The organism is Aquabacterium humicola, assembly GCF_030167915.1.
In the GTDB taxonomy this organism is placed as follows: domain Bacteria; phylum Pseudomonadota; class Gammaproteobacteria; order Burkholderiales; family Burkholderiaceae_C; genus Pseudaquabacterium; species Pseudaquabacterium humicola.
In genome coordinates, this window is the sequence record NZ_JARGNB010000007.1 from 1 (window position 1) to 17,126 (window position 17,126).

Genomic DNA, 17,126 nt, shown 5'->3' on the forward strand with positions numbered 1-17,126 from the left:
TGGTCGACTACAACGAATGCCGGCCCCATGAGTCCCTGGGCAACGTGCCACCGGTGGTGTTCCGGCCCAGGGTGTTCAACGCGGAAGTCTCTACTTCTGAACTGTCTACTTGACGGGGGAGCTTACGCATCAGGCGAGACCGGCGTGCCGGGGGCCAGCTGTGGCGACAGCTGCGGATCATGAGCAAGTTCGGCCGAAAGAGGCGCGGCAGCCCCGCTACACGAGGAAGACTGGTGGGCAAGAGGCACATCAGCGAGAGGTCCGAGGCGGTGCAACGACGACGCTGGATCGGACACTGGGAAGGGGACACGGTGATGGGCGTGGACCAGAGGCACTGTGTGCTGACGCTGGTGGAGCGCAAGACGGGCTACCTGGTGATGAAGAAGCTGAGCGCGCGGACCAAGGAGCAGGCGGCAGCGGCCCTGTCGCACGCGCTGTTCGAGCTTGGCCGCCTGGTGCGTACGATCACGCTGGACAACGGCACCGAGTTCCATGACTACATGTCGGTGGAGCGCCTGCACCGGGTGCGGTCTTACTTCGCGACGCCGTACCACTCGTGGGAGCGTGGCACCAACGAGAACACCAACGGACTGATCCGACAGTACCTGCCAAAGGGCATGTGTCTAAAGAATTTGACCCAGTCCGAGTGCGATCGGATTGCCGCAGAACTCAATGACAGACCACGCGAAAGGCTCGGCTTCAGAACACCGAACGAAGCGCTCTTTCAGTCTTGAGGGTGTTGCACTTCAAAGTTGACTTCAGGCGTCATCGCGTGCCAACCTTTGTGAGATTGGATTGATTTCCTTTGGCATAGACCTGGGACCTGCGGGCAAACAGTCCAAGGAAGACATTAATGCTGTACCTCTTGGCAAGGCTGTCCCGTATCCTCTCGTGGTGCGCATTGCCGACGCCAGAGATGAATAACGATGGCCCCAGATGCTTCGGAAGGGCGGTGGGAACTGCGCCCGTCATCAAATGTGGCAGAAGTTCGTTTACTAGCCCTACGAAGTTCAGAATCAGTTCGGGTCCCGGTGGGTAGTGCTTTGTCTCTGCAAATGTCTGCACATGCGATGAGGGAACAAAGTCGTAGTCGACCTTTCCGTTGTAGAAGTTTGGGTCTCGTACTGAAGTTATTGCACTGGGGTTGATGACGACATAGTCCGGGCTGACAAAAACCCCAGCATCGTGGGCTGACTGCACGCGCACGTTGTGCCTGATCTCGAAGGAAACTCCGCCTTGCGACTGGTAGGTACGCGTCGCCACAAAGTATGAGCACCGCTCGGGCTTGGCGCTTGGGCTGAGCGCGTAAACAAACTCCTTGCCGCGCGACTGCGCATTCTCGGGCTTAACCGCAAAGCCGGTGTTCTCGTAGAACTTGACAAGGTCGTTGTAGCAAGCGATCTCAAAGAAGGCCGAAGTCTTCTTGATCTGTTGCGAAAATAGGCTCTGGTGTTGCGCCAGGAATGCGGTGATCTCGCGCTGGAAGAGCGCGTTGTCTCTAAATGGGGATCTAGTTGTTGCCATCGGCGCGCTGTTCGTCGATTCGCACGAGTGTCATAACGATCTGTCGAAGATCAGAGAGTGCAAAAAACGTCTCATCAAGGCCGAAGGCATTAGACAAGCGATGGAACTTGATCCGAGCAGATTCAAGCGCGTAGTGAAGTTCAATACTCACCGGCTTCCCTGCGACTCGAAGTGATAGGTCCTCGCGATGCAGCCGAGAAACAAAATTCCCCGCGCTGGTCAGAGGCGCGATGACATGTCGGTAGTAAATGCCGAGAGCAAAGACCTGATGGATGACATCTGCCCTCTGCAGATACGGTCGAAGCCGATTTGAACGAGAGCTCTCGCGCCAGTTCGCGAGCCTGCTGCACTTGTACTCGTACTCGCGCTCCATCAGCTCTACGAGGTACCTGGGAAGGCCGGCGAGGAAGGGCTGCAGCATTAATGACGCCTAACGTGCATTCAGTAGTTGAGTGGCCATGTCACGGCATGCATCTTCCAGTACCGGCCACAAGGGTGGGCCCTTCAGACCGACCGGCGACATAGCCAGCAGCGCCCTGATGTTGCCATCCTTGCTCGCCTGTGTAGAGCAGGCCTCGCCGTTCGTCGGTCCTTTCCAACAAGGCGGAGGCCTCGGCTCACCTCTTGAGAGGATGCCCCGGCACTCTTTCGCCCCGCGCGAGGTCGCGATGGCCTGTCAACACCGGCGGGATCCTCACCCCCGCCCCCGGCAACGCCCCCGCAAACCGCGCACACGCCTCGAACGGCGCCGCCCCCTGCCCCCACGCCGTCGCCAGCGCCCTCAAGCCCTCCCGCGTCTGCCGCGTCAGCGCCCCTGGCAGCGGGTCGTCCGCGTCAGCCAGCAGCTTCTCGCAGTACAGCGCCCGTGCCTGCGCGTCCGCGCCCACCAGGTCCATCAGCGCCCGCGCCGCCAGGTGGAACTGCGCTGACGACAGCGCGCGCACCGGGTCGGCCTGGGTGTGCCAGGCGCACAGGTACTCCAGCGGCCCCAGGCAGCGCACGCGGCCGAAGGCGCTTTGTGCGGGGGTGGGGGCGCTGTCGCCCCAGGCGCTGCGGCGGCCGCTGGGCAGGCGGCCGGTGCGCAGCGCGTGCACCAGTGTGCGGGCGATGGCCGCGCAGGCGGCGTGATCGCCGTGCTGGCCGATGGTCCACAGCACGCGCAGGAAGGCGGGGTACAGCTCGTCGCCCAGGCCTTCGCACACGGCGGCCAGCAGGGCCACGCGGTCGTCGTCGTCGCGCAGGTCGGTGCAGCCGTCCACCAGCGCCTGGGCCGCCGGGGCCCAGCGCGGTTCGGTCAGCAATTGCAGCGCGGCCATCGCTTCGCTCCCTGGCGTTGCCGTCAATCCGCCGCGTCGCCGAGCAGGTGCGACAGCACGCGCTCGGCATGCTGCGTGATGCTCAAGCCGCGCGACGCCGGCGCCAGCTCGACGCCGATGCGGGTGGCGGCGCTCAATCCGTCGCCGTCGAACCACGACGACGGGTTCAGCGTCTCGTTGCTGGTGTCGCGCAGCGTTGGCGCAGGCCGAAGGCCGGTGCCGGCCAGCGGCGACATCATCAGGTCGGCGGCGCGGATCATGTCGGCTCGGCTCCGTCGTCATTCGCCGCGCGCAGCAGCGCGGCACGGGCGGCGGCGTCGGCGGCGTCGTCGTCGCTGCGCGGGCGGTGGTCGTCGGCGGCGTCGTGGGCCGTCCAGGGCCGCGACAGCGGCGAGTCGGACGGGTACCAGAACACGCTGGACGAAATTTCGTAGCCCTTGAAGACGAGGCGGTAGCCGTCGCGCTCGTCGCCGGGCTTCGGCGGCGGCGCATTGACGGGGCCGGCCGCGGCGAAGGCCGTCGCAGGGGCAGCCATGCGGGCCGGCGGCGCCGCGTCGGCCGCGGTATCGCCGGCGGACGCTTCCGCGACGGCCGACGCATCGGCGGCGGTGGTGCCCTCGCCCTCCGGCGCCGGCAGCGCTTCCCACTCCCATTTGGGCACCGAGGTCCACCACAGGGCGGTGCTGATGTCGAAAGGCAGCATGGTGAGGTCTCCCAACGAAAGGCGGGGCAAGAGTTGGCGAACCCTTGCCCCGCCGGTGGCGCGGGCCGGTGGGGCCCGCGCAGGAAGCGCCGCGTTTACTTGCGGGCCAGGGTGGCCAGGCCTTCGCCCAGCGTCTTCAGCACCTGGTCGGCGGCGCTCATCATGAAGCTCATGCGCTGCGACGCGGCCTGCAGGTCGGTGAAGCCGCTGGGGTTGTCCTTGGCGTCCTGGCCCTGCACGGCGTCGGAGAGCTTCTGCACCTCGGCGGCCTGCGCGTCCAGCGCCTTGCCCAGGGCCTTGGCCAGGGCTTCGAACCAGCTGGCGCCGCCGCCCTTGCCGCCCTTGCCACCCTTCATGTCCTCGATGGCGTTCTTGATGATGTCGCCGCAGAAGTTCTCGACGAAGTTGTCGTACTGGTTGCCGCAGCAGTTGCGCACGTGTTCGTCGCAGCCCTTGTCGGACGGCTGCAGCAGCTTGTCGAGCACATTGCCGATGAGGTCCTGCACCTCGTTGGCGATGAACTTGGGCATGCCGGCCACCTGGGTCAGCGTCTGCACCGCGGCGCCCAGCGCCTGCCCGATGCCCTGTTGAACGAGGTTGCCCAGGCTGGTGGCGATGGCCAGCGGCGGGAAGCAGAAGGAGGCGGCTGCCGTGGCGGCCGACGCGGCGGCGCCGACCAGGTTGCCAACGCCGCTGACGATGCTGTCGAAGAGACCCATGATGATGCTCCAGTTGTGTTGGGGCATTTCAGCGCGATGCGACTTGGCGCCCCGGGGTTGCTACTTGAAAACTTCGTGCGTCGTTCGAGCTGTTCGACCTCGTTCTTCGCACTTTCCTAGACCAACGACTCGCTGCCCTTTTTGGTTTGCATTCGCGCCGTGGACAGCTTCATTACAGGCGATGCGAATGGATTTGGTAAGTCGGGACGATCGGCAGTTAGGAGCGCTCCCAATGCCTTTGGTCACCCTGAATGGGACGCGCCGATTCGACGTTAGAAGCGGCGCCATCGGCCGGCCAATGGGCGATCGTGCTGATGCCACCGGCGGTCACGCCCAGCATCCAGCGCGCGCCCTGGTGTTCCACGATCACCACGCGTTCCTTGGTGCCCACCGGCAGTGCCCGCACGAAGCGCAGCCCGTCGTCGGCCTTGCCGGGCGCCCCACGCGGCTGCAGGCGGTCACGCAGCAGGCGCAGGCACACCCACGCCAGCGCGATGACGAAGCCCAGCGCCAGCAGCGTGACGGCGAAATTGGTGGCGAACGATTCCATGGGCGGTCTTTCGTGTTCAGGATTCGCGCGACGGGCCGGTGGAGCGGTCCGGGTAGGCGGTGAGGTCCAGGCCCGGCGCGGCGCGGCGGCGCGGCGGCGGGCCTTCAGGCGCGGGCAGGTTCCACGCGGCGGCGTGGTCGGCGGCGCGCTGGGCATCGAGGTGTTCGCGCACCTCGCGCGCCCACAGGATGACCTCGGCGATCAGGTCGAAGAGGTCGGCCGGCACGATGTCGCCCACCTCGGCGCGCTTGAGCAGGTCGCGGGCCAGCGTCACGTTGCGGACGATGGGCACGCCGGCTTCCTCGGCGGCGGCGCGCATCGCGCGGGCCACGTGTTCTTCGCCCTTGGCGGTCACCGTCGGCACCGGGCACGAGTCGCCGTCGTACTGGATGGCGATCGCCACGTGCGTCGGGTTCACCACCAGCGCGCTGGCCTGCCGTGCGGCCTGCGTCTGCTGCTTCTGGGCCTGTTCCTGCGCCAGTTGCCGGCGCTGGCCCTTGACGTGCGGATCGCCTTCGCTTTCCTTCATCTCCTGGCGGATGTCGCGCATGCTCATGCGCATCTTCTTCAGGAACGAATGGCGCTGGTACACCGCATCGAGGATCGCGACCAGCGCGAACAGGCCCACGGCCCAGCCCATCAGCTGCATCGTCACCGTGTGCATCAGTGCGCCGATGGCGCCGGCGGGCAGGTCGGCCGTGCGACCCAGCATCACCATCTGCGGCAGCAGCCCGCGCACCACCAGCCAGCCCACCACCAACAGCAGCACGGTCTTGGCCAGCGCCTTGAACACCTCGATCAAATGGTCCATCGAGAACATGCGCTTGACGCCCTCGACCGGGTTCATGTTCTCGAGCTTCGGCGTCACCTTCTCGAAGGTGAGGATGGGGCCCATCTGCAGGAAGTCGACCAGCAGGCCGACCAGCGCCGCGGGCACCACGAGGATGGCCACCAGCGTGATCGCCAGCTCGGCGGACAGCGCGCCGATCTGCCGCGCCGCGCCGGCAAAGCCGGTGGTGGCCCAGCCGGCGCCGATGACGCCGAACAGCGCATCGAACAGCGCGGCCAGGCGCTTCGCCGCGAAGCCGGTGGCCAGCGCGGCCATCGCCAGCCACAGCACCAGGCCGACGGCGCTGGTGACTTCCTTGCTCTTCGCGACATCGCCCTTCTTGCGCGCGTCCTCCAGCTTCTTCGCTGTCGGCTGTTCGGTCTTGTCGCCGCCGTCGTTCTTGTCGGCCATGTCAGCCTCCGAACAGCGCGCGCACGGTGCGCAGCGCGATGCCGCCGCGGCCCAGCAGGTCGTCCTGCAGCAGTTGCACCAGGCTGGCCAGCTGGATCAGCACGATCCAGGTCGCGGCCACCGCCTTCAGCGACATCGACAGCGAGAACACGTTCAGCTGCTGCGCGAAGCGGTTGATCAGGCCCAGCACCACGTCCACCGCATACAGCAGCACCAGCGCCGGGGCCGAGACCAGCAGGCCCAGCAGCATGATGCGGCCGAACTCGGCTTCCAGCAGGCGGGCGCCGCCAGCGGCCAGCGTCGGCATCGGGGCCACCACCGGCCACAGCGCATAACTCTCGAACAGCGCGGCGATCATCACCATGAAGCCGCCGCTGGCCATGAACACCCAGCTGGCCAGCCGGGCGAAGAGCGCGCCGGTCAGCGAGGTCTGGTGGCCCGACAGCGGATCGTTCACCTGCGCCTGCGTCATGCCCACCTTGGTGTCGATCAGCTGGCCGGCGATCTCGAAGGCCCACATCACGCCGGCGAACAGGAAGCCGAGCACGCCGCCGATGAAGGCCTCCTTGGCGAACAGCGGCAGCAGCGCGAAGCCGGCCGGCACCGGGCCCGTGTGCGGCTGCATCACCAGCGCCATCAGCGCGATCGACAGGAAGATCGCGTTGCGCACCGTGGCCGGGATCAGGTCGGCGGTGAACAGCGGCACCAGCAGGAAGGCGACAGCCACACGCGTGGTCGACAGGCCCAGCAGCAGCACCAGCTCGCGCAGCGGGGTGACGAGGGACAAGGCGTCCATCGCGGTGCTCAGCGGCGCACGAGGCCGGCGAAGTCGGTGAACACCCGGTCGCCGAACTGGTAGAGGCCGCCGCCGAGCAGCGAGGCGGTGAGGAAGATCGTGATGACGATGGCGAAGAACTTCGCCACGTACTGCACGGTCTGTTCCTGCAACTGCGTCGCGGCCTGCACGAAGGCGATGACCAGGCCCACCACCGCGGCCACCAGGATCGGCGGCGCCGACAGCAGCAGCACGAACCACAGCGCCTGCTGCGTCAACTGGAGGATGTCGCTGTGACCCATGGCGTCACGCGTAGGTCAGCACGAGGCCGTGCGTCAGCTTGACCCAGCCGTCGATCAGCACGAACAGCAGCAGCTTGAACGGCATCGACACCGTGGTCGGCGACAGCATCATCATGCCCATCGCCATCAGCACGTTGCTGATCACGAGGTCGATCACCAGGAAGGGCAGGAAGATCAGGAAGCCGATCTCGAAGGCCACCGCCAGCTCGCTGACGGTGAAGGCCGGCACCACCACCAGGAAGTCGCGCTCGGTGAGCGTGGCGGCCTGCTCCGGTTTCAGCGCCTTCTGCGCGGTCTTCAGGAAGAAGGCGCGCTCCAGCGGCCGGCTGTGCTTGATCAGGAAGTCGCGCAGCGGCTCCTTGGCGCTGTCGGCCGCCTTCAGCAGGCCCTGCGTGCTGCCGGCGGCGGCCTCGGGCACCGCCTGGATGCGCGCCACCATGTCGCTGCCCACCGGGGCCATCACGAAGATGCTGAGCACCAGCGCCAGCCCGTTGAGCACCACGTTCGGCGGCACCTGCTGCAGCCCGAGCGCATTGCGCAGCAGGCTCAGCACGACGACGATCTTCGTGAACGAGGTGACCATCACCGCGACGAAGGGCGCCAGCGCCAGCACGACGACGGTGAGCAGCGCTGACGAGGGTGTGAATTGCGAGAGGTCCATGGCCCGCTGTGTCGCAGCGGGCGGCGGCGCGGTTCAAGCGGCGAAGGCTTCGGCCGCGGCCAGGCGCGCCGACCGTGCGCTACTACCGCTTTCCACGACCTGCCGGCTAGCAGGCGCGGCGGTCCGTGGCCGGCGTGCGCTCACCGCTCGCGCATCATGCGGACCCGCGCGCCCTCGCGCGACGCTGTCCCGACCAAGCCCCCGACCACCCCCCGTGAACGCCGATCAGACCCGCCTGCCTCCGCTGATGCGCCTGCTGCTGCTGTGCCTGCTGCTGGCGGCCGGCTCGGCGGGGGCCCAGACCCTGCCCTTCCTGGAGCCCGGCGGCGTGATCCGCACCGAGCTGCGCTACAGCGCGCTCGTGGCCACGCTCGGCGAGCCGCCGCGATCGCGCGAGTGGGTGCCCGCCGGTGAAGCCAAGCTCAACGGCGGCATCGTCTTCGAGTACCCCGAGCGCGGGCTGGCCTTCATCGTCACGGCGGCCGACCGCCGCACGCGCGACCCGCGCATCGCGACGATGCAGGTGCGCCCACCGGCCGCCGAGCGCACGCACGAAGGCCTGGCGATCGGCATGCGCCGTGAGCAGGCGAAGCCGCTGATCGCCAGCGTGTGGCGGGAGCGCTACGCCTCGGACGAGGGCCTGATCCACACCATCGGCATCGCCGACGCCGGCGGCGGCGCGCGCGAGGGGCGGCTGCGCTTCGTCGGCGACAAGGGCCTGGTGCTGATGGAGTTCGATGCCAGCACGCGCCCGCCGCCGCCCCGGAAGCTGCCGCGCTGGCTGAGCGGGCTCATTCCGCTCCCGGTACTGCTCGTCCTCGTGATCGGGCTGGCGTGGCTGTTCAAGCGCCGGGGCCTGCGGTTGCCCGACCGCCGGCAGGACGACGAGGCCCCGGCCCGCACGCCCGTGCGCGATGCGCTCGGCTTGCTGCTGGCCGTGGGCGGTGGCGTGCTGGTCGTCGGCGAACTGCCGGGCCTGCGCACGGGCGACGGCTACTCGCGCCTGCCCAGCCTGCTCGGCGTGGTGATGGGCTGCGGCTTGGTGATCCTGGCGATGTGGCTGTGGGCCCGCTCCGCGCGGCGCGGCCTGCGCTGGATCGGCTTCGGCGCCTTCGCACTTTTCGTCGGCGCGATGCTGCTGGCGAAGCTCGCGCGCTGAAGGGCACCGCCACATCGGATTCGGGGCTCACGCCGCGGCACTGCGCGCGCCGGGCGCGACGGCCTGCGCCTCGACCTGCTGCAGCGCCAGCGCCCAACCGTCGCCCCACGGCATCAGCCGGCCGTGCGCCAGGCAGCGCGACGGCTCGCGCGCGGCGGCGTGCAGCCACAGCGTCGCGGCCATGCCGGGCGCCAGCGCGGCCGCCAGCGGCGCGGTCTGCCAGCCGGCCAGGCAGTCCGCGGGCAGCGCGTGCTGCAGCGTCAGCCGCACCTCGCAGCGGCGGCCGGCGGCCGCGCCATGCACGTCCGTCGGCACCACGACGCCGGGCGCGAAACACGGCCCCGCCGGGTCTCGCAGCGAGAGCGCGACGCCGTCGTCAGGACCTTCGACGGCGGCCCGCAGGCCGCCGGTCCACTCGGGCTTCATCGAGGCGGGCAGCAGCACCGCCCCGCCGGCCTCGAGCTGCTGCACCGCGTCGGCATCCAGGCGCAGCTGCGACACGCCGAGCACCGCATCGTGGGCCGGCCACTGCAGGCGCGCGGCCAGCGCTTGCGGCGGCGGCGGCAAGGCACGCAGCCAGCGCCACGGGGCGATGAGCTGGTGACAGCTGCCGCGCCAGGCCACGCGCACCTGCGCCGCGCCGGTCGCCATGCGATCGGGCGGGCCGGACCAGCGCCACGGCACCGGCTCGCCCAGCCAATCGTCCAGCGCATCGAGCAGCTCGCCGCAGCGCTGCAGCGCCAGCGCCGCGCCGGCCGCATGCGGCGACGGGCCCGCCGCCTCGCCGACGTACAACCGCAGCGGGCCGTGCGGCGTCGGCGCGTCGAACCAGGTGCCCAGCGCGGCCCAGCCGGGGGCGGGCGGCGCCACCGGGCGCGTCAGCGTCGATTCGATGGTCGGGCGCGTCAGCGTCGATTCGATGGTCGGGCGCGTCAGCGTCGATTCGACGGCGCGGGCGCCCTGCAAGCCATCGGCGTGCCGCAGGAAGGTGGCGTCGGCGGGGATCGCTGCGTGCTGCATCGCCGCCCTCACGCGCGCCGGCTGACCATCATGCGCGTCAGCTCGGCCACCGAGCGCGCCTTCATCTTCGCCATGCCGCGGGCGCGGTACAGCTCGACGGTCTTGATCGACAGGCCGATGCGGTCGGCGATGTTCTTGTTGTAGGTGCCCTGGATCACGTGGCCCAGTACCTGGCGCTCGCGCGGGGTCAGGGATGCCTCGCGCGCGGCGAAGCGGCGCTGCGATTCATCGGCGGTGGTCTCGTCGGCGAGGTCATCGACGGCGCTCGCCGCTGCGGGCGTGGCCATCGCAGGCCGCGGCGGCGTCTCGCAGCGCGCGAAGGCCGCATCCAGCGCCGCTTCGAGCGCCTCGTCGTCGAAGGGCTTCTCCAGCAGCGTCACCGCGCCCTTGCGCATCGCCTGCACGGCCAGCGGCACGTCGGCATGCCCGCTCATGTAGATCACGGGCGGCACTGCATCCAGCGCGGCCAGCCGGTCGTGCACGTCCAGGCCCGACAACTCCGGCATGCGCACGTCCAGCATCAGGCAGCAGCGTTCGCTGCGGTCGCGCCTGGCCAGCGCCTCGACCGCTTCGCGTGGGTCGCCCCAGGTGTGCACGTCGAATCCGTACCCCGTCAGCCAGAAGCGCGTGGCTTCGCGGAACTCGGGGTTGTCGTCGACGATGTAGACGGTGGATCGGCTCACGGCGATTCCTTGGTTGATTCGGCCAGCAAGGGCAGGCCCAGGTGGAAGGTGGTGCCGCGGTCGGCATGCCGGCTGAACCACAGGCGGCCCTGGTGCAGCTCGACGAAGGAGCGGCAGATCGACAGGCCGATGCCCATGCCGTTGGGCTTGCTCGAGACGAACGGCACGAAGAGCTTCGCGGCGGCATCGTCCGCCAGGCCGCAGCCGTTGTCGCGCACCTGCAGTTCGGCCTCGCGGCCGCGCACCGCCAGGCACAGCGTCAGGCGCGGGTCGGCGGGCGGGTCGCAGCGCAGCGCGTCGAGCGCGTTGCGCATCAGGTTCACCACCACCTGCTGCAGCATCACCTCGTCGCCGCGCACGCGCAGCGGCGCTTCGGGCAGCTGCAGGTCCAGCGTCGCGCCGCTGCGGCGCAGGTCCCAGTCGAGCAGCGAGGCGCAGGAGCGCACCAGCGCGACGAGGTCGACCTTGACGTGGCGCGGCTGGTGCGAATGGGTGAACTCGCGGATGCGGCCGATCACCCGCGACGCGAACATCACCTGCTCGATCGCGCGGCCGAGCGCCTCGGCTTCTTCCTCGTGCAGCGTGCGCTTCGACAGCCGCGCACGCAGCCCGCGCAGCAGGTTCGCGGCGGCGCCGATCGGCTGGTTCAGCTCGTGCGCCAGCGTGGTGGCCATCTCGCCGACCGAGATCACGCGCGAGGTGAACAGCAGCTGTTCGCGGTCGTCAAGCTGGCGCTGCAATGCGCGGCCCTGTTCGCGGCGGTCGGTCAGGCGCAGCAGGCGGTGCTGGTCGTCGTGCGGCACGAGTTGCGCATCCCAGGCGCCGGCGTCGCCGAGCTGCAGGCGTCGCGTCGCGGGGGCCTCGTCGTCCAGCAGCGCGGGCAGGGCCGGATCGATGGACGCCAGCGCGGCGCCGGCGCCGAACGACGGCTGCAGCGCTGCCCAGGCCGGGCTGGTCCAGCGCAGCGTGGCGGAAGCGCGGTGCACCAGCGCCACCGCGTCGCCGAGCGCGACCAGCGCGCGGCAGCAGGCGGGCGGCAGCACCTCGGCCAGCGCGGGGGTGTCGGGCGCAAGCAGGGTGTGCATCACGCGGCCTCGACGACGCTCGCCGGCTCGCGGCGGGCGATCAGTGCTTGCGGGCTGACGGCGAGCAGCACGCTCCACTGGCCGCCGATCGCGCTCCAGAAGCGGCGCACCGCATCGATGCGCACGCCGGCCAGCTTCCAGCGCGGCGGCGCGATGCGCACGGGCCCCAGCTGCAGCTCGCAGGACACGGCGCCCAGCGGCGTGCCGACGGCATCCAGCGCGACGAGCCGGCGGCCGGCGCGGGGGTGGTGGTCCTTGATCGCGCGCGTCTCGCACCAGGCGGGGCCGGGCGCCGCCCACTGCAGCCGCGCGTCGAAGCGCTGGCCGGTGAACTGGAAGCGGGTGGCCATCGGGCCGCGCGAGCGGGCCAGGCGTCGCGGCCACAGCACGCAGGCCCAGGCGGCATCGGCGGCATCGTCGTCCCGGGGGCACACCAGCACGACGCAGCGGGCGCGCGACCACTGCTCGGCCGCGGCGCGCAGCGCGGCCGGCGGTTGCGGGGCGGCCAGGCGCTCGTTGATCGCGCGGGCGAGCGGGTCGAGCCAGTCGGTGGGCTCGGTGTCGTCGATGACGAGGACCGGATCGTCGGCGGCGTGATCGGCGTCGTCGGCGTCGTCGTCGGCGGGCGGCGCCGAATCGGTGTCGTGACCAGGCCCGCGCCGCGCTTCGTCGTCGCGTGCATCGCGGCGCGTGAGGTCGGCATCCGCCTGCCGCGTCATCGGCCACGCGTCGCCGGGCTGCACCTGCAGGCCGATCAGGGTCACCGGCATCAGCTGGTCGGCCGGCAGCGCGAAGCCGTTGGCGATGTCCGCGGCCGGCAGCGTGGGGTCGGGTGCGCGCGGCGCATCGGGTGTCAGCACCGCCTGCGGCCGCGCGGCGGCCTGCAGCGACGCGGTGTGCAGCGGCGCGGCGTCGGGCGAATCGACCGCGGCCGCGACGTCGGGCGCGGCGAGCGGCGCCTGGGGGCTGACCGGAGCGAGCTGCACGGTCGTCAGGCCGCCAGCGCGGCGTCGCGCACGGTCAGGCCGCCCACATCGAGCGCCAGCGCATCGGGGTCCAGGCCCAGCAGCTGGCGCAGGTAGTTGCGGGCGCCCTGCTGCACATGGGCGATGGCGGCGGGGCCTTCGCGGCGCGCCCGCGCGGCCAGGTCGGTCATCAGCACCGACAGGATCGCCAGCTGCTCGCCATAGGCCTGGCGCTCGCGCAGCGAGGCGCGCTGCCACGCCGGGCTGCCGCGAACGATGGCCACCAGCTGCCAGCCCAGCGCGCATTCGGCACCCGCCGGCGGCTCGATGCCGTGCAGCACGCGCAGGTTGGCGACGACGAAGTGCGCCAGCGCGGTGCCGAGGTCGTCTTCGGTGGCGGCGCCGCCGCACACGGCCTGGCGGTAATGCTGGAGGCAGCGCTGGTAGAGCGCGGCGAGCTCCAGGCGTTGGCGCGCGGGCCCCGGATGCGCCGCGGCCAGCTGTCCCGGCGCGATCGGCGACGCCGCGCGCGGCACCAGCAGCGGCGCGTCGGCGGCGCCGGCGGCCTGCAGCGCATGCAGCGAGGTGGCGATGGCCTCTTGCAGGCGCCGGGCCAGGTCGGGCGAAGGCGGTCGGTTCATTCGGGGCACTCCGGAAAAGGGGGCCGGCGGCGGGACGCAAGCCGGTTCGCGCTGTGTTGCGACCCGCGCGTGGCGGGTTCAATCCGTGTGCGGGGGACGCTCGCCGCGCTCGTCGATGCGCAGGTGCGCTGGCGTCAGCGCACGGGCGGCGAGGCGCTCGGCCAGCCGCGGCGCGTGGTGGCGCAGCGCGGCGGCGGTCTCGGCGCCGGGCGCGCCGACGGTCAGCGCCCACGCCGCCGGCGCGCCGCCCGCGGGCTGGGGCGCGGCGATGCGTTCGGCACGCAGCGACAGCGCCAGCCCGTCAGGCGTGTTCAGCGACAGTTCCCAGACGTTGCCCGCGTCGACGGCCGTCACGACGGTGGGCGCCGTCGACGACGGCGCCTGCGCCTGCGCCGCCGCGGCGACGGCGCAGGCGCGCGCGGCGGGGTCCGCGCCGGCGCTCAGGGTGGGGGTGGCCTGGGACGACGGCAGAAACGCCAAGTCAGCGCGCGGCATCGTTGCGAAGGCCGAGGCCGCGGCATCGGCCGCTGTCGTGGCCGGTCCGGCCGCCTTGTCGTCCAGCGCCTCCTGCTTGCAGAGCAGGCGCGCGAACTGCTTTCCGAGGTGGTCCGGCGTCGCGGCCCGCTGCGGGAGCTGGCCGCGCCCTTGCGGTGATATCGGATCGGACCCTGCCGGCACCGGCATCGCGCCGCCCGGCATCAGCACTGCGGCGACGGCACAGCGCAGGGTCATCGCGCCCTCACCCGCAGGTCGTCCTGCTCGAGTTCGGCCCGCTGCTCGCGCACCTTCTCGACGGCGCGCTTCGAGTCGCGCAGCAGCCCGCGCACCGCGTCGTCGCGCGCCAGCGCGCGTGTCAGCTCGGCCTGCGCCTGGGCGGCGCCTTCCTGCGCTTCTTCCAGCTTGCGTTCGTCGCCGGTCAGCGCGTACTCGGCGCGCTCCAGGCGGTCGGCCAGCTTGTCGCGCTGGATCACCAGCTGCTGCGACCAGCGCGGCAGCTGGCCGTCGAATCCCTGCATCACCGAGGCGCCCAGCGCGTCGATCTCGCGCCGGATGCGGTCGATCGAGCGCTGGCGATCCTGCAACGCGCGTTCGGCGTCGAGCACCGCGGCCGAGGCGGCGGTGAAGGCCTCGCGCGAGCGCTGCACGCGCAGCGAGCGCAACTGCACCAGCCGGGCCGCGTCGCGAGGGCTCGGCAGGTTGTCGCTCACTGGGTAACCTCCGTGCTGCGCACTGCGGTGCGAGCCCCCTTCGGAACGGCCGGGCGGGGGCTCATTCAGCCACCTGCTGCAGCGTCGCGATCGTCTCGCCGAAGGCCGTCGCTTCATCGGAGCGCTGCGTCAGCAGCGCCTTGATCGCCGGCATGCGTTCGATCGCCTGGTCGGCCAGCGGGTCGCTGCCGGCCTGGTATTCGCCGACGCGCAGCAGGAACTCGACCTCGGCATGGCGGGCCATCAGCGATCGCAGCTTGGACGCGGCCTGCCGGTGCGCGGGCGCGGCGACGCGGGTGAAGACGCGGCTGGCGCTGCCCAGCACGTCGATCGCCGGGTAGTGGTGGGCCTGCGCCAGCGCGCGCGACAGCACGATGTGGCCGTCGAGGATGGAGCGCGCTTCTTCGGCCACCGGGTCGCTGTTGTCGTCGTCCTCGGCCAGCACGGTGTAGAAGGCGGTGATCGAGCCGTGCGCATCGTTGCCGGCGCGCTCGAACAGGCGCGGCAGCTCCGCGAACACCGAGGGCGGGTAGCCGCGGCGCACCGGCGGCTCCATCGCCGACAGGCCCAGCTCGCGCAGGCCGCGGGCGAAGCGGGTGACCGAATCCACCAGCAGCAGCACGCGCTTGCCCTGCGCGCGGAAGCCCTCGGCGATGGCCGTCGCCGCCACCGCCGCGCGCACGCGCTCCAGCGCCGGGCGGTCGGAGGTCGAGACCACCAGCACCGAGCGCTGCATGCCTTCGGGCCCCAGGCTGTCGTCGATGAATTCGCGCACCTCGCGGCCGCGTTCGCCGACCAGCGCGATGACGATGACATCCGCCTCGGCCTGGCGGGCCAGCATGCCCAGCAAGGTCGACTTGCCGCCACCGGCCATCGCGAAGATGCCGATGCGCTGGCCGATGCCGACGGTCAGCGCGGCGTCGATCGCCCGCACGCCGGTGGGCAGCGGCTCGTCGACGCCGCGGCGCTTCAGCGGCGACGGCGCGCTCGCGTGCAGCGGCGTGCGCTGCAGGTCCGGGCCGGGCGCGAGCGGCCGGTCGTCCAGCGGCCGGCCGAAGGCGTCGATCACGCGGCCCAGCAGCGCCGGCCCGCAGGGCACGGTGGCTTCGTCGGCCAGTGCCTGCACGGTGGCACCGACGGCCACGCCCTGCAGCGGGCCGTAGGGCGCGAGGATCACCTCGGCGCCGGCGAAGCCGATCACTTCGGCCAATAGCGGGTCGTGCTCGTCGTCGGGCCGCGCCGGGTCGACGATGCGGCATTGCTGGCCGATGCGGGCGCGCAGGCCGGTGGCCCGCAGCACCGTGCCGCCGGCCTGCACCACGCGGCCCTGCTCGACCACGGTGCGGGTGGCCTGCAGCGTGCGCAGCAGGCGGTCGGTGTCGGCGACGGCATTCATGACCAGGCCTGCGCCAGCCGCGCCAGCTGCGCTTCGAGCGCGACGTCGACGCTGCCGTGTTCGGTCTCCAGCCGGCAGGCATCGGGCGCGCATTGCGCGTCGGCGCGCACCTCGAACATCGGTGCGCCGTCGGCCGGCATCGCGGCGGCCAGGCGCGCGCGCACGGCGTCGGCCTGGTCGGGATGCACGATCAGCGCCGGCATCGGACCGGGCAGCAGCTCGGCGGCGGCGGTGGCGGCCAGCGCCAGCAGCACCGCGTCGTCCGCGAAGCTGCCCAGCAGCTTGCGCACCACCTGCAGCGCGAGCGATGCGGTGTCGGCGCGCTGGCGCATGCGCTCGGCCTGCGTCTCGCTGGCCAGCCGCGCCAGCGTTTCGGCCAGGTCCTGCGCGGCGGCGCGGCGGCCTTCGGCGAACCCGGCGGCCCGGCCTTCGGCGCGGCCGGCCTCGATGGCGTCGGTGATCGCCTGCACCTGCTCGTCACGGCGGCGCTCCAGCGTGTCGCGCAGCGCGAGCGCATGCTGCAGCAGCGGCACCTCGGCTGCGCGCAGCACGAGGCGGTCGCTGGCGATGCGGGCGTCGCCGCCGCGCTGCCAAAAGAGAAAGCTCATCGCCCGCCCTGTCCCAGCGCGCGGGCGCGGGCGATCAGCGTTTCGGCCAGTTCGGCCGACATGCGCGACGGCTCGATCGGCGCCAGGGCCTTGCACACGGCGTCCCGCAGCGTGCCTGGGGGCAACGCCGCCAGCAGCACCGCCACGCCGGCGGCGCGCAGCCGCGGGCCGACCTGGGCCGCCGACTCGATGGGCTCGAGCGGCGCCAGGCCGATCGGCATCACCGTGTCGCGTTGCGCCAGCAGGTCGTCGAACACCGAGTCGCCCAGCAGCGCGCACACCGCGACCAGCCGCGGCCCGTCGATCCACAGGCGCATCGCCGGCCGGTGCAGCAGCGCGCCGAGGCGGGCCTGCAGGATCAGGAAGGACGCGTCGGGCAGCGCCAGCCAGTCGGGCGCCTGGTCCAGCGCGTCCCAGTCGACCGCTTCGACGGCCGACGGGGCGAGGTCGATCAGCCGCTGCGCCAGCGTCGCGCGGCGGTGGCGCAGCGCGGCGGCGGCCGCGCGGGCGGCGTCGTTCGCAAGGCGGGTCGCGGCGTCGGCCGCGGCGGGGGTCATGGTCGTGCTCATGT

General features: G+C 71.3%; 22 protein-coding genes and 1 pseudogene. 2 read left to right on the forward strand and 21 right to left on the reverse strand.

The window, feature by feature from the left end; genetic code table 11:
* Positions 1-128 precede the first annotated feature (128 nt).
* A pseudogene (locus tag P1K89_RS25165) lies at positions 129-734 on the forward strand (IS30 family transposase); the annotation flags it as partial.
* Between the two features lie 31 nt (positions 735-765).
* Here the strand turns inward: P1K89_RS25165 and P1K89_RS25170 are convergent.
* The 11 genes from P1K89_RS25170 to sctR form a co-directional block, all read right to left on the reverse strand.
* The gene (locus P1K89_RS25170; RefSeq protein ID WP_284619285.1) at positions 766-1,524 is read right to left on the reverse strand and encodes a hypothetical protein; all 759 of its coding nucleotides are present in this window, start codon (positions 1,522-1,524) and stop codon (positions 766-768) included.
* Positions 1,511-1,945: a hypothetical protein gene (locus tag P1K89_RS25175; protein ID WP_284619286.1), complete on the reverse strand. Its 435-nt coding sequence runs from the start codon at positions 1,943-1,945 to the stop codon at positions 1,511-1,513. The genes P1K89_RS25170 and P1K89_RS25175 overlap by 14 nt, the downstream gene beginning before the upstream one ends.
* A 196-nt stretch (positions 1,946-2,141) precedes the next feature.
* A complete protein-coding gene (locus P1K89_RS25180; RefSeq protein ID WP_284619287.1) occupies positions 2,142-2,840 on the reverse strand; it encodes a hypothetical protein in 699 nt (232 codons plus the stop codon).
* A 23-nt stretch (positions 2,841-2,863) separates the two neighbouring features.
* On the reverse strand, positions 2,864-3,100 hold the full coding sequence (locus tag P1K89_RS25185; protein WP_284619288.1) for a hypothetical protein: 237 nt from the start codon (positions 3,098-3,100) through the stop codon (positions 2,864-2,866).
* A complete protein-coding gene (locus tag P1K89_RS25190) occupies positions 3,097-3,543 on the reverse strand; it encodes a hypothetical protein (RefSeq protein WP_284619289.1) in 447 nt (148 codons plus the stop codon). The genes P1K89_RS25185 and P1K89_RS25190 overlap by 4 nt, the downstream gene beginning before the upstream one ends.
* Positions 3,544-3,638: 95 nt before the next feature.
* A complete protein-coding gene (locus P1K89_RS25195) occupies positions 3,639-4,289 on the reverse strand; it encodes a hypothetical protein (protein ID WP_284619290.1) in 651 nt (216 codons plus the stop codon).
* A gap of 190 nt (positions 4,290-4,479) precedes the next feature.
* On the reverse strand, positions 4,480-4,812 hold the full coding sequence (locus P1K89_RS25200) for a FliO/MopB family protein (protein ID WP_284619291.1): 333 nt from the start codon (positions 4,810-4,812) through the stop codon (positions 4,480-4,482).
* A 16-nt stretch (positions 4,813-4,828) separates the two neighbouring features.
* Positions 4,829-6,052 (reverse strand): type III secretion system export apparatus subunit SctU, encoded by a 1,224-nt coding sequence (gene sctU / locus P1K89_RS25205; RefSeq protein WP_284619292.1) that lies wholly within the window; start codon positions 6,050-6,052, stop codon positions 4,829-4,831.
* Position 6,053: 1 nt separating this feature from the next.
* The gene (gene sctT / locus P1K89_RS25210) at positions 6,054-6,848 is read right to left on the reverse strand and encodes a type III secretion system export apparatus subunit SctT (protein ID WP_284619293.1); all 795 of its coding nucleotides are present in this window, start codon (positions 6,846-6,848) and stop codon (positions 6,054-6,056) included.
* A gap of 8 nt (positions 6,849-6,856) precedes the next feature.
* Positions 6,857-7,129, reverse strand: coding sequence for a type III secretion system export apparatus subunit SctS (gene sctS, locus P1K89_RS25215; protein ID WP_284619294.1), 273 nt, complete (start codon positions 7,127-7,129; stop codon positions 6,857-6,859).
* Positions 7,130-7,133: 4 nt separating this feature from the next.
* A complete protein-coding gene (gene sctR / locus P1K89_RS25220) occupies positions 7,134-7,790 on the reverse strand; it encodes a type III secretion system export apparatus subunit SctR (RefSeq protein ID WP_284619295.1) in 657 nt (218 codons plus the stop codon).
* 214 nt (positions 7,791-8,004) lie between these two features.
* Here sctR and P1K89_RS25225 point away from each other — a divergent pair, with 214 nt between their 5' ends.
* A complete protein-coding gene (locus P1K89_RS25225) occupies positions 8,005-8,949 on the forward strand; it encodes a hypothetical protein (protein WP_284619296.1) in 945 nt (314 codons plus the stop codon).
* A gap of 27 nt (positions 8,950-8,976) precedes the next feature.
* Here P1K89_RS25225 and P1K89_RS25230 read toward each other — a convergent pair whose 3' ends face one another.
* From P1K89_RS25230 to P1K89_RS25275, 10 genes are all read right to left on the reverse strand, one after another.
* Positions 8,977-9,969 (reverse strand): hypothetical protein, encoded by a 993-nt coding sequence (locus P1K89_RS25230; protein ID WP_284619297.1) that lies wholly within the window; start codon positions 9,967-9,969, stop codon positions 8,977-8,979.
* 8 nt (positions 9,970-9,977) lie between these two features.
* Positions 9,978-10,652 carry a response regulator transcription factor gene (locus P1K89_RS25235; RefSeq protein WP_284619298.1) on the reverse strand — a complete coding sequence of 225 codons (675 nt, stop codon included), beginning with the start codon at positions 10,650-10,652 and terminating at the stop codon, positions 9,978-9,980.
* Positions 10,649-11,737 carry a sensor histidine kinase gene (locus P1K89_RS25240; RefSeq protein ID WP_284619299.1) on the reverse strand — a complete coding sequence of 363 codons (1,089 nt, stop codon included), beginning with the start codon at positions 11,735-11,737 and terminating at the stop codon, positions 10,649-10,651. The genes P1K89_RS25235 and P1K89_RS25240 overlap by 4 nt, the downstream gene beginning before the upstream one ends.
* Positions 11,737-12,723, reverse strand: coding sequence for a hypothetical protein (locus P1K89_RS25245; protein ID WP_284619300.1), 987 nt, complete (start codon positions 12,721-12,723; stop codon positions 11,737-11,739). The genes P1K89_RS25240 and P1K89_RS25245 overlap by 1 nt, the downstream gene beginning before the upstream one ends.
* Positions 12,724-12,728: 5 nt before the next feature.
* On the reverse strand, positions 12,729-13,343 hold the full coding sequence (locus tag P1K89_RS25250) for a DUF6683 family protein (protein WP_284619301.1): 615 nt from the start codon (positions 13,341-13,343) through the stop codon (positions 12,729-12,731).
* 78 nt (positions 13,344-13,421) lie between these two features.
* Positions 13,422-14,075 (reverse strand): hypothetical protein, encoded by a 654-nt coding sequence (locus tag P1K89_RS25255; RefSeq protein WP_284619302.1) that lies wholly within the window; start codon positions 14,073-14,075, stop codon positions 13,422-13,424.
* The gene (locus tag P1K89_RS25260; RefSeq protein WP_284619303.1) at positions 14,072-14,551 is read right to left on the reverse strand and encodes a hypothetical protein; all 480 of its coding nucleotides are present in this window, start codon (positions 14,549-14,551) and stop codon (positions 14,072-14,074) included. The genes P1K89_RS25255 and P1K89_RS25260 overlap by 4 nt, the downstream gene beginning before the upstream one ends.
* Before the next feature lie 61 nt (positions 14,552-14,612).
* The gene (locus tag P1K89_RS25265) at positions 14,613-15,947 is read right to left on the reverse strand and encodes a FliI/YscN family ATPase (RefSeq protein WP_284619304.1); all 1,335 of its coding nucleotides are present in this window, start codon (positions 15,945-15,947) and stop codon (positions 14,613-14,615) included.
* A complete protein-coding gene (locus P1K89_RS25270) occupies positions 15,944-16,555 on the reverse strand; it encodes a FliH/SctL family protein (protein ID WP_284619305.1) in 612 nt (203 codons plus the stop codon). The genes P1K89_RS25265 and P1K89_RS25270 overlap by 4 nt, the downstream gene beginning before the upstream one ends.
* Positions 16,552-17,124: a hypothetical protein gene (locus P1K89_RS25275; RefSeq protein ID WP_284619306.1), complete on the reverse strand. Its 573-nt coding sequence runs from the start codon at positions 17,122-17,124 to the stop codon at positions 16,552-16,554. Before P1K89_RS25275 ends, P1K89_RS25270 begins: the two co-directional genes overlap by 4 nt.
* Between the last annotated feature and the right edge of the window lie 2 nt (positions 17,125-17,126).

Bases quoted from the DNA above. Each gene is read 5' to 3' on its own strand.
- P1K89_RS25170 (WP_284619285.1), bottom strand. From the start codon at position 1,524: ATGGCAACAACTAGATCCCCATTTAGAGACAACGCGCTCTTCCAGCGC.
- P1K89_RS25175 (WP_284619286.1), bottom strand. From the start codon at position 1,945: ATGCTGCAGCCCTTCCTCGCCGGCCTTCCCAGGTACCTCGTAGAGCTG.
- P1K89_RS25180 (WP_284619287.1), bottom strand. From the start codon at position 2,840: ATGGCCGCGCTGCAATTGCTGACCGAACCGCGCTGGGCCCCGGCGGCC.
- P1K89_RS25185 (WP_284619288.1), bottom strand. From the start codon at position 3,100: ATGATCCGCGCCGCCGACCTGATGATGTCGCCGCTGGCCGGCACCGGC.
- P1K89_RS25190 (WP_284619289.1), bottom strand. From the start codon at position 3,543: ATGCTGCCTTTCGACATCAGCACCGCCCTGTGGTGGACCTCGGTGCCC.
- P1K89_RS25195 (WP_284619290.1), bottom strand. From the start codon at position 4,289: ATGCCCCAACACAACTGGAGCATCATCATGGGTCTCTTCGACAGCATC.
- P1K89_RS25200 (WP_284619291.1), bottom strand. From the start codon at position 4,812: ATGGAATCGTTCGCCACCAATTTCGCCGTCACGCTGCTGGCGCTGGGC.
- sctU (WP_284619292.1), bottom strand. From the start codon at position 6,052: ATGGCCGACAAGAACGACGGCGGCGACAAGACCGAACAGCCGACAGCG.
- sctT (WP_284619293.1), bottom strand. From the start codon at position 6,848: ATGGACGCCTTGTCCCTCGTCACCCCGCTGCGCGAGCTGGTGCTGCTG.
- sctS (WP_284619294.1), bottom strand. From the start codon at position 7,129: ATGGGTCACAGCGACATCCTCCAGTTGACGCAGCAGGCGCTGTGGTTC.
- sctR (WP_284619295.1), bottom strand. From the start codon at position 7,790: ATGGACCTCTCGCAATTCACACCCTCGTCAGCGCTGCTCACCGTCGTC.
- P1K89_RS25230 (WP_284619297.1), bottom strand. From the start codon at position 9,969: ATGCAGCACGCAGCGATCCCCGCCGACGCCACCTTCCTGCGGCACGCC.
- P1K89_RS25240 (WP_284619299.1), bottom strand. From the start codon at position 11,737: ATGCACACCCTGCTTGCGCCCGACACCCCCGCGCTGGCCGAGGTGCTG.
- P1K89_RS25250 (WP_284619301.1), bottom strand. From the start codon at position 13,343: ATGAACCGACCGCCTTCGCCCGACCTGGCCCGGCGCCTGCAAGAGGCC.
- P1K89_RS25255 (WP_284619302.1), bottom strand. From the start codon at position 14,075: ATGACCCTGCGCTGTGCCGTCGCCGCAGTGCTGATGCCGGGCGGCGCG.
- P1K89_RS25265 (WP_284619304.1), bottom strand. From the start codon at position 15,947: ATGAATGCCGTCGCCGACACCGACCGCCTGCTGCGCACGCTGCAGGCC.
- P1K89_RS25270 (WP_284619305.1), bottom strand. From the start codon at position 16,555: ATGAGCTTTCTCTTTTGGCAGCGCGGCGGCGACGCCCGCATCGCCAGC.
- P1K89_RS25275 (WP_284619306.1), bottom strand. From the start codon at position 17,124: ATGAGCACGACCATGACCCCCGCCGCGGCCGACGCCGCGACCCGCCTT.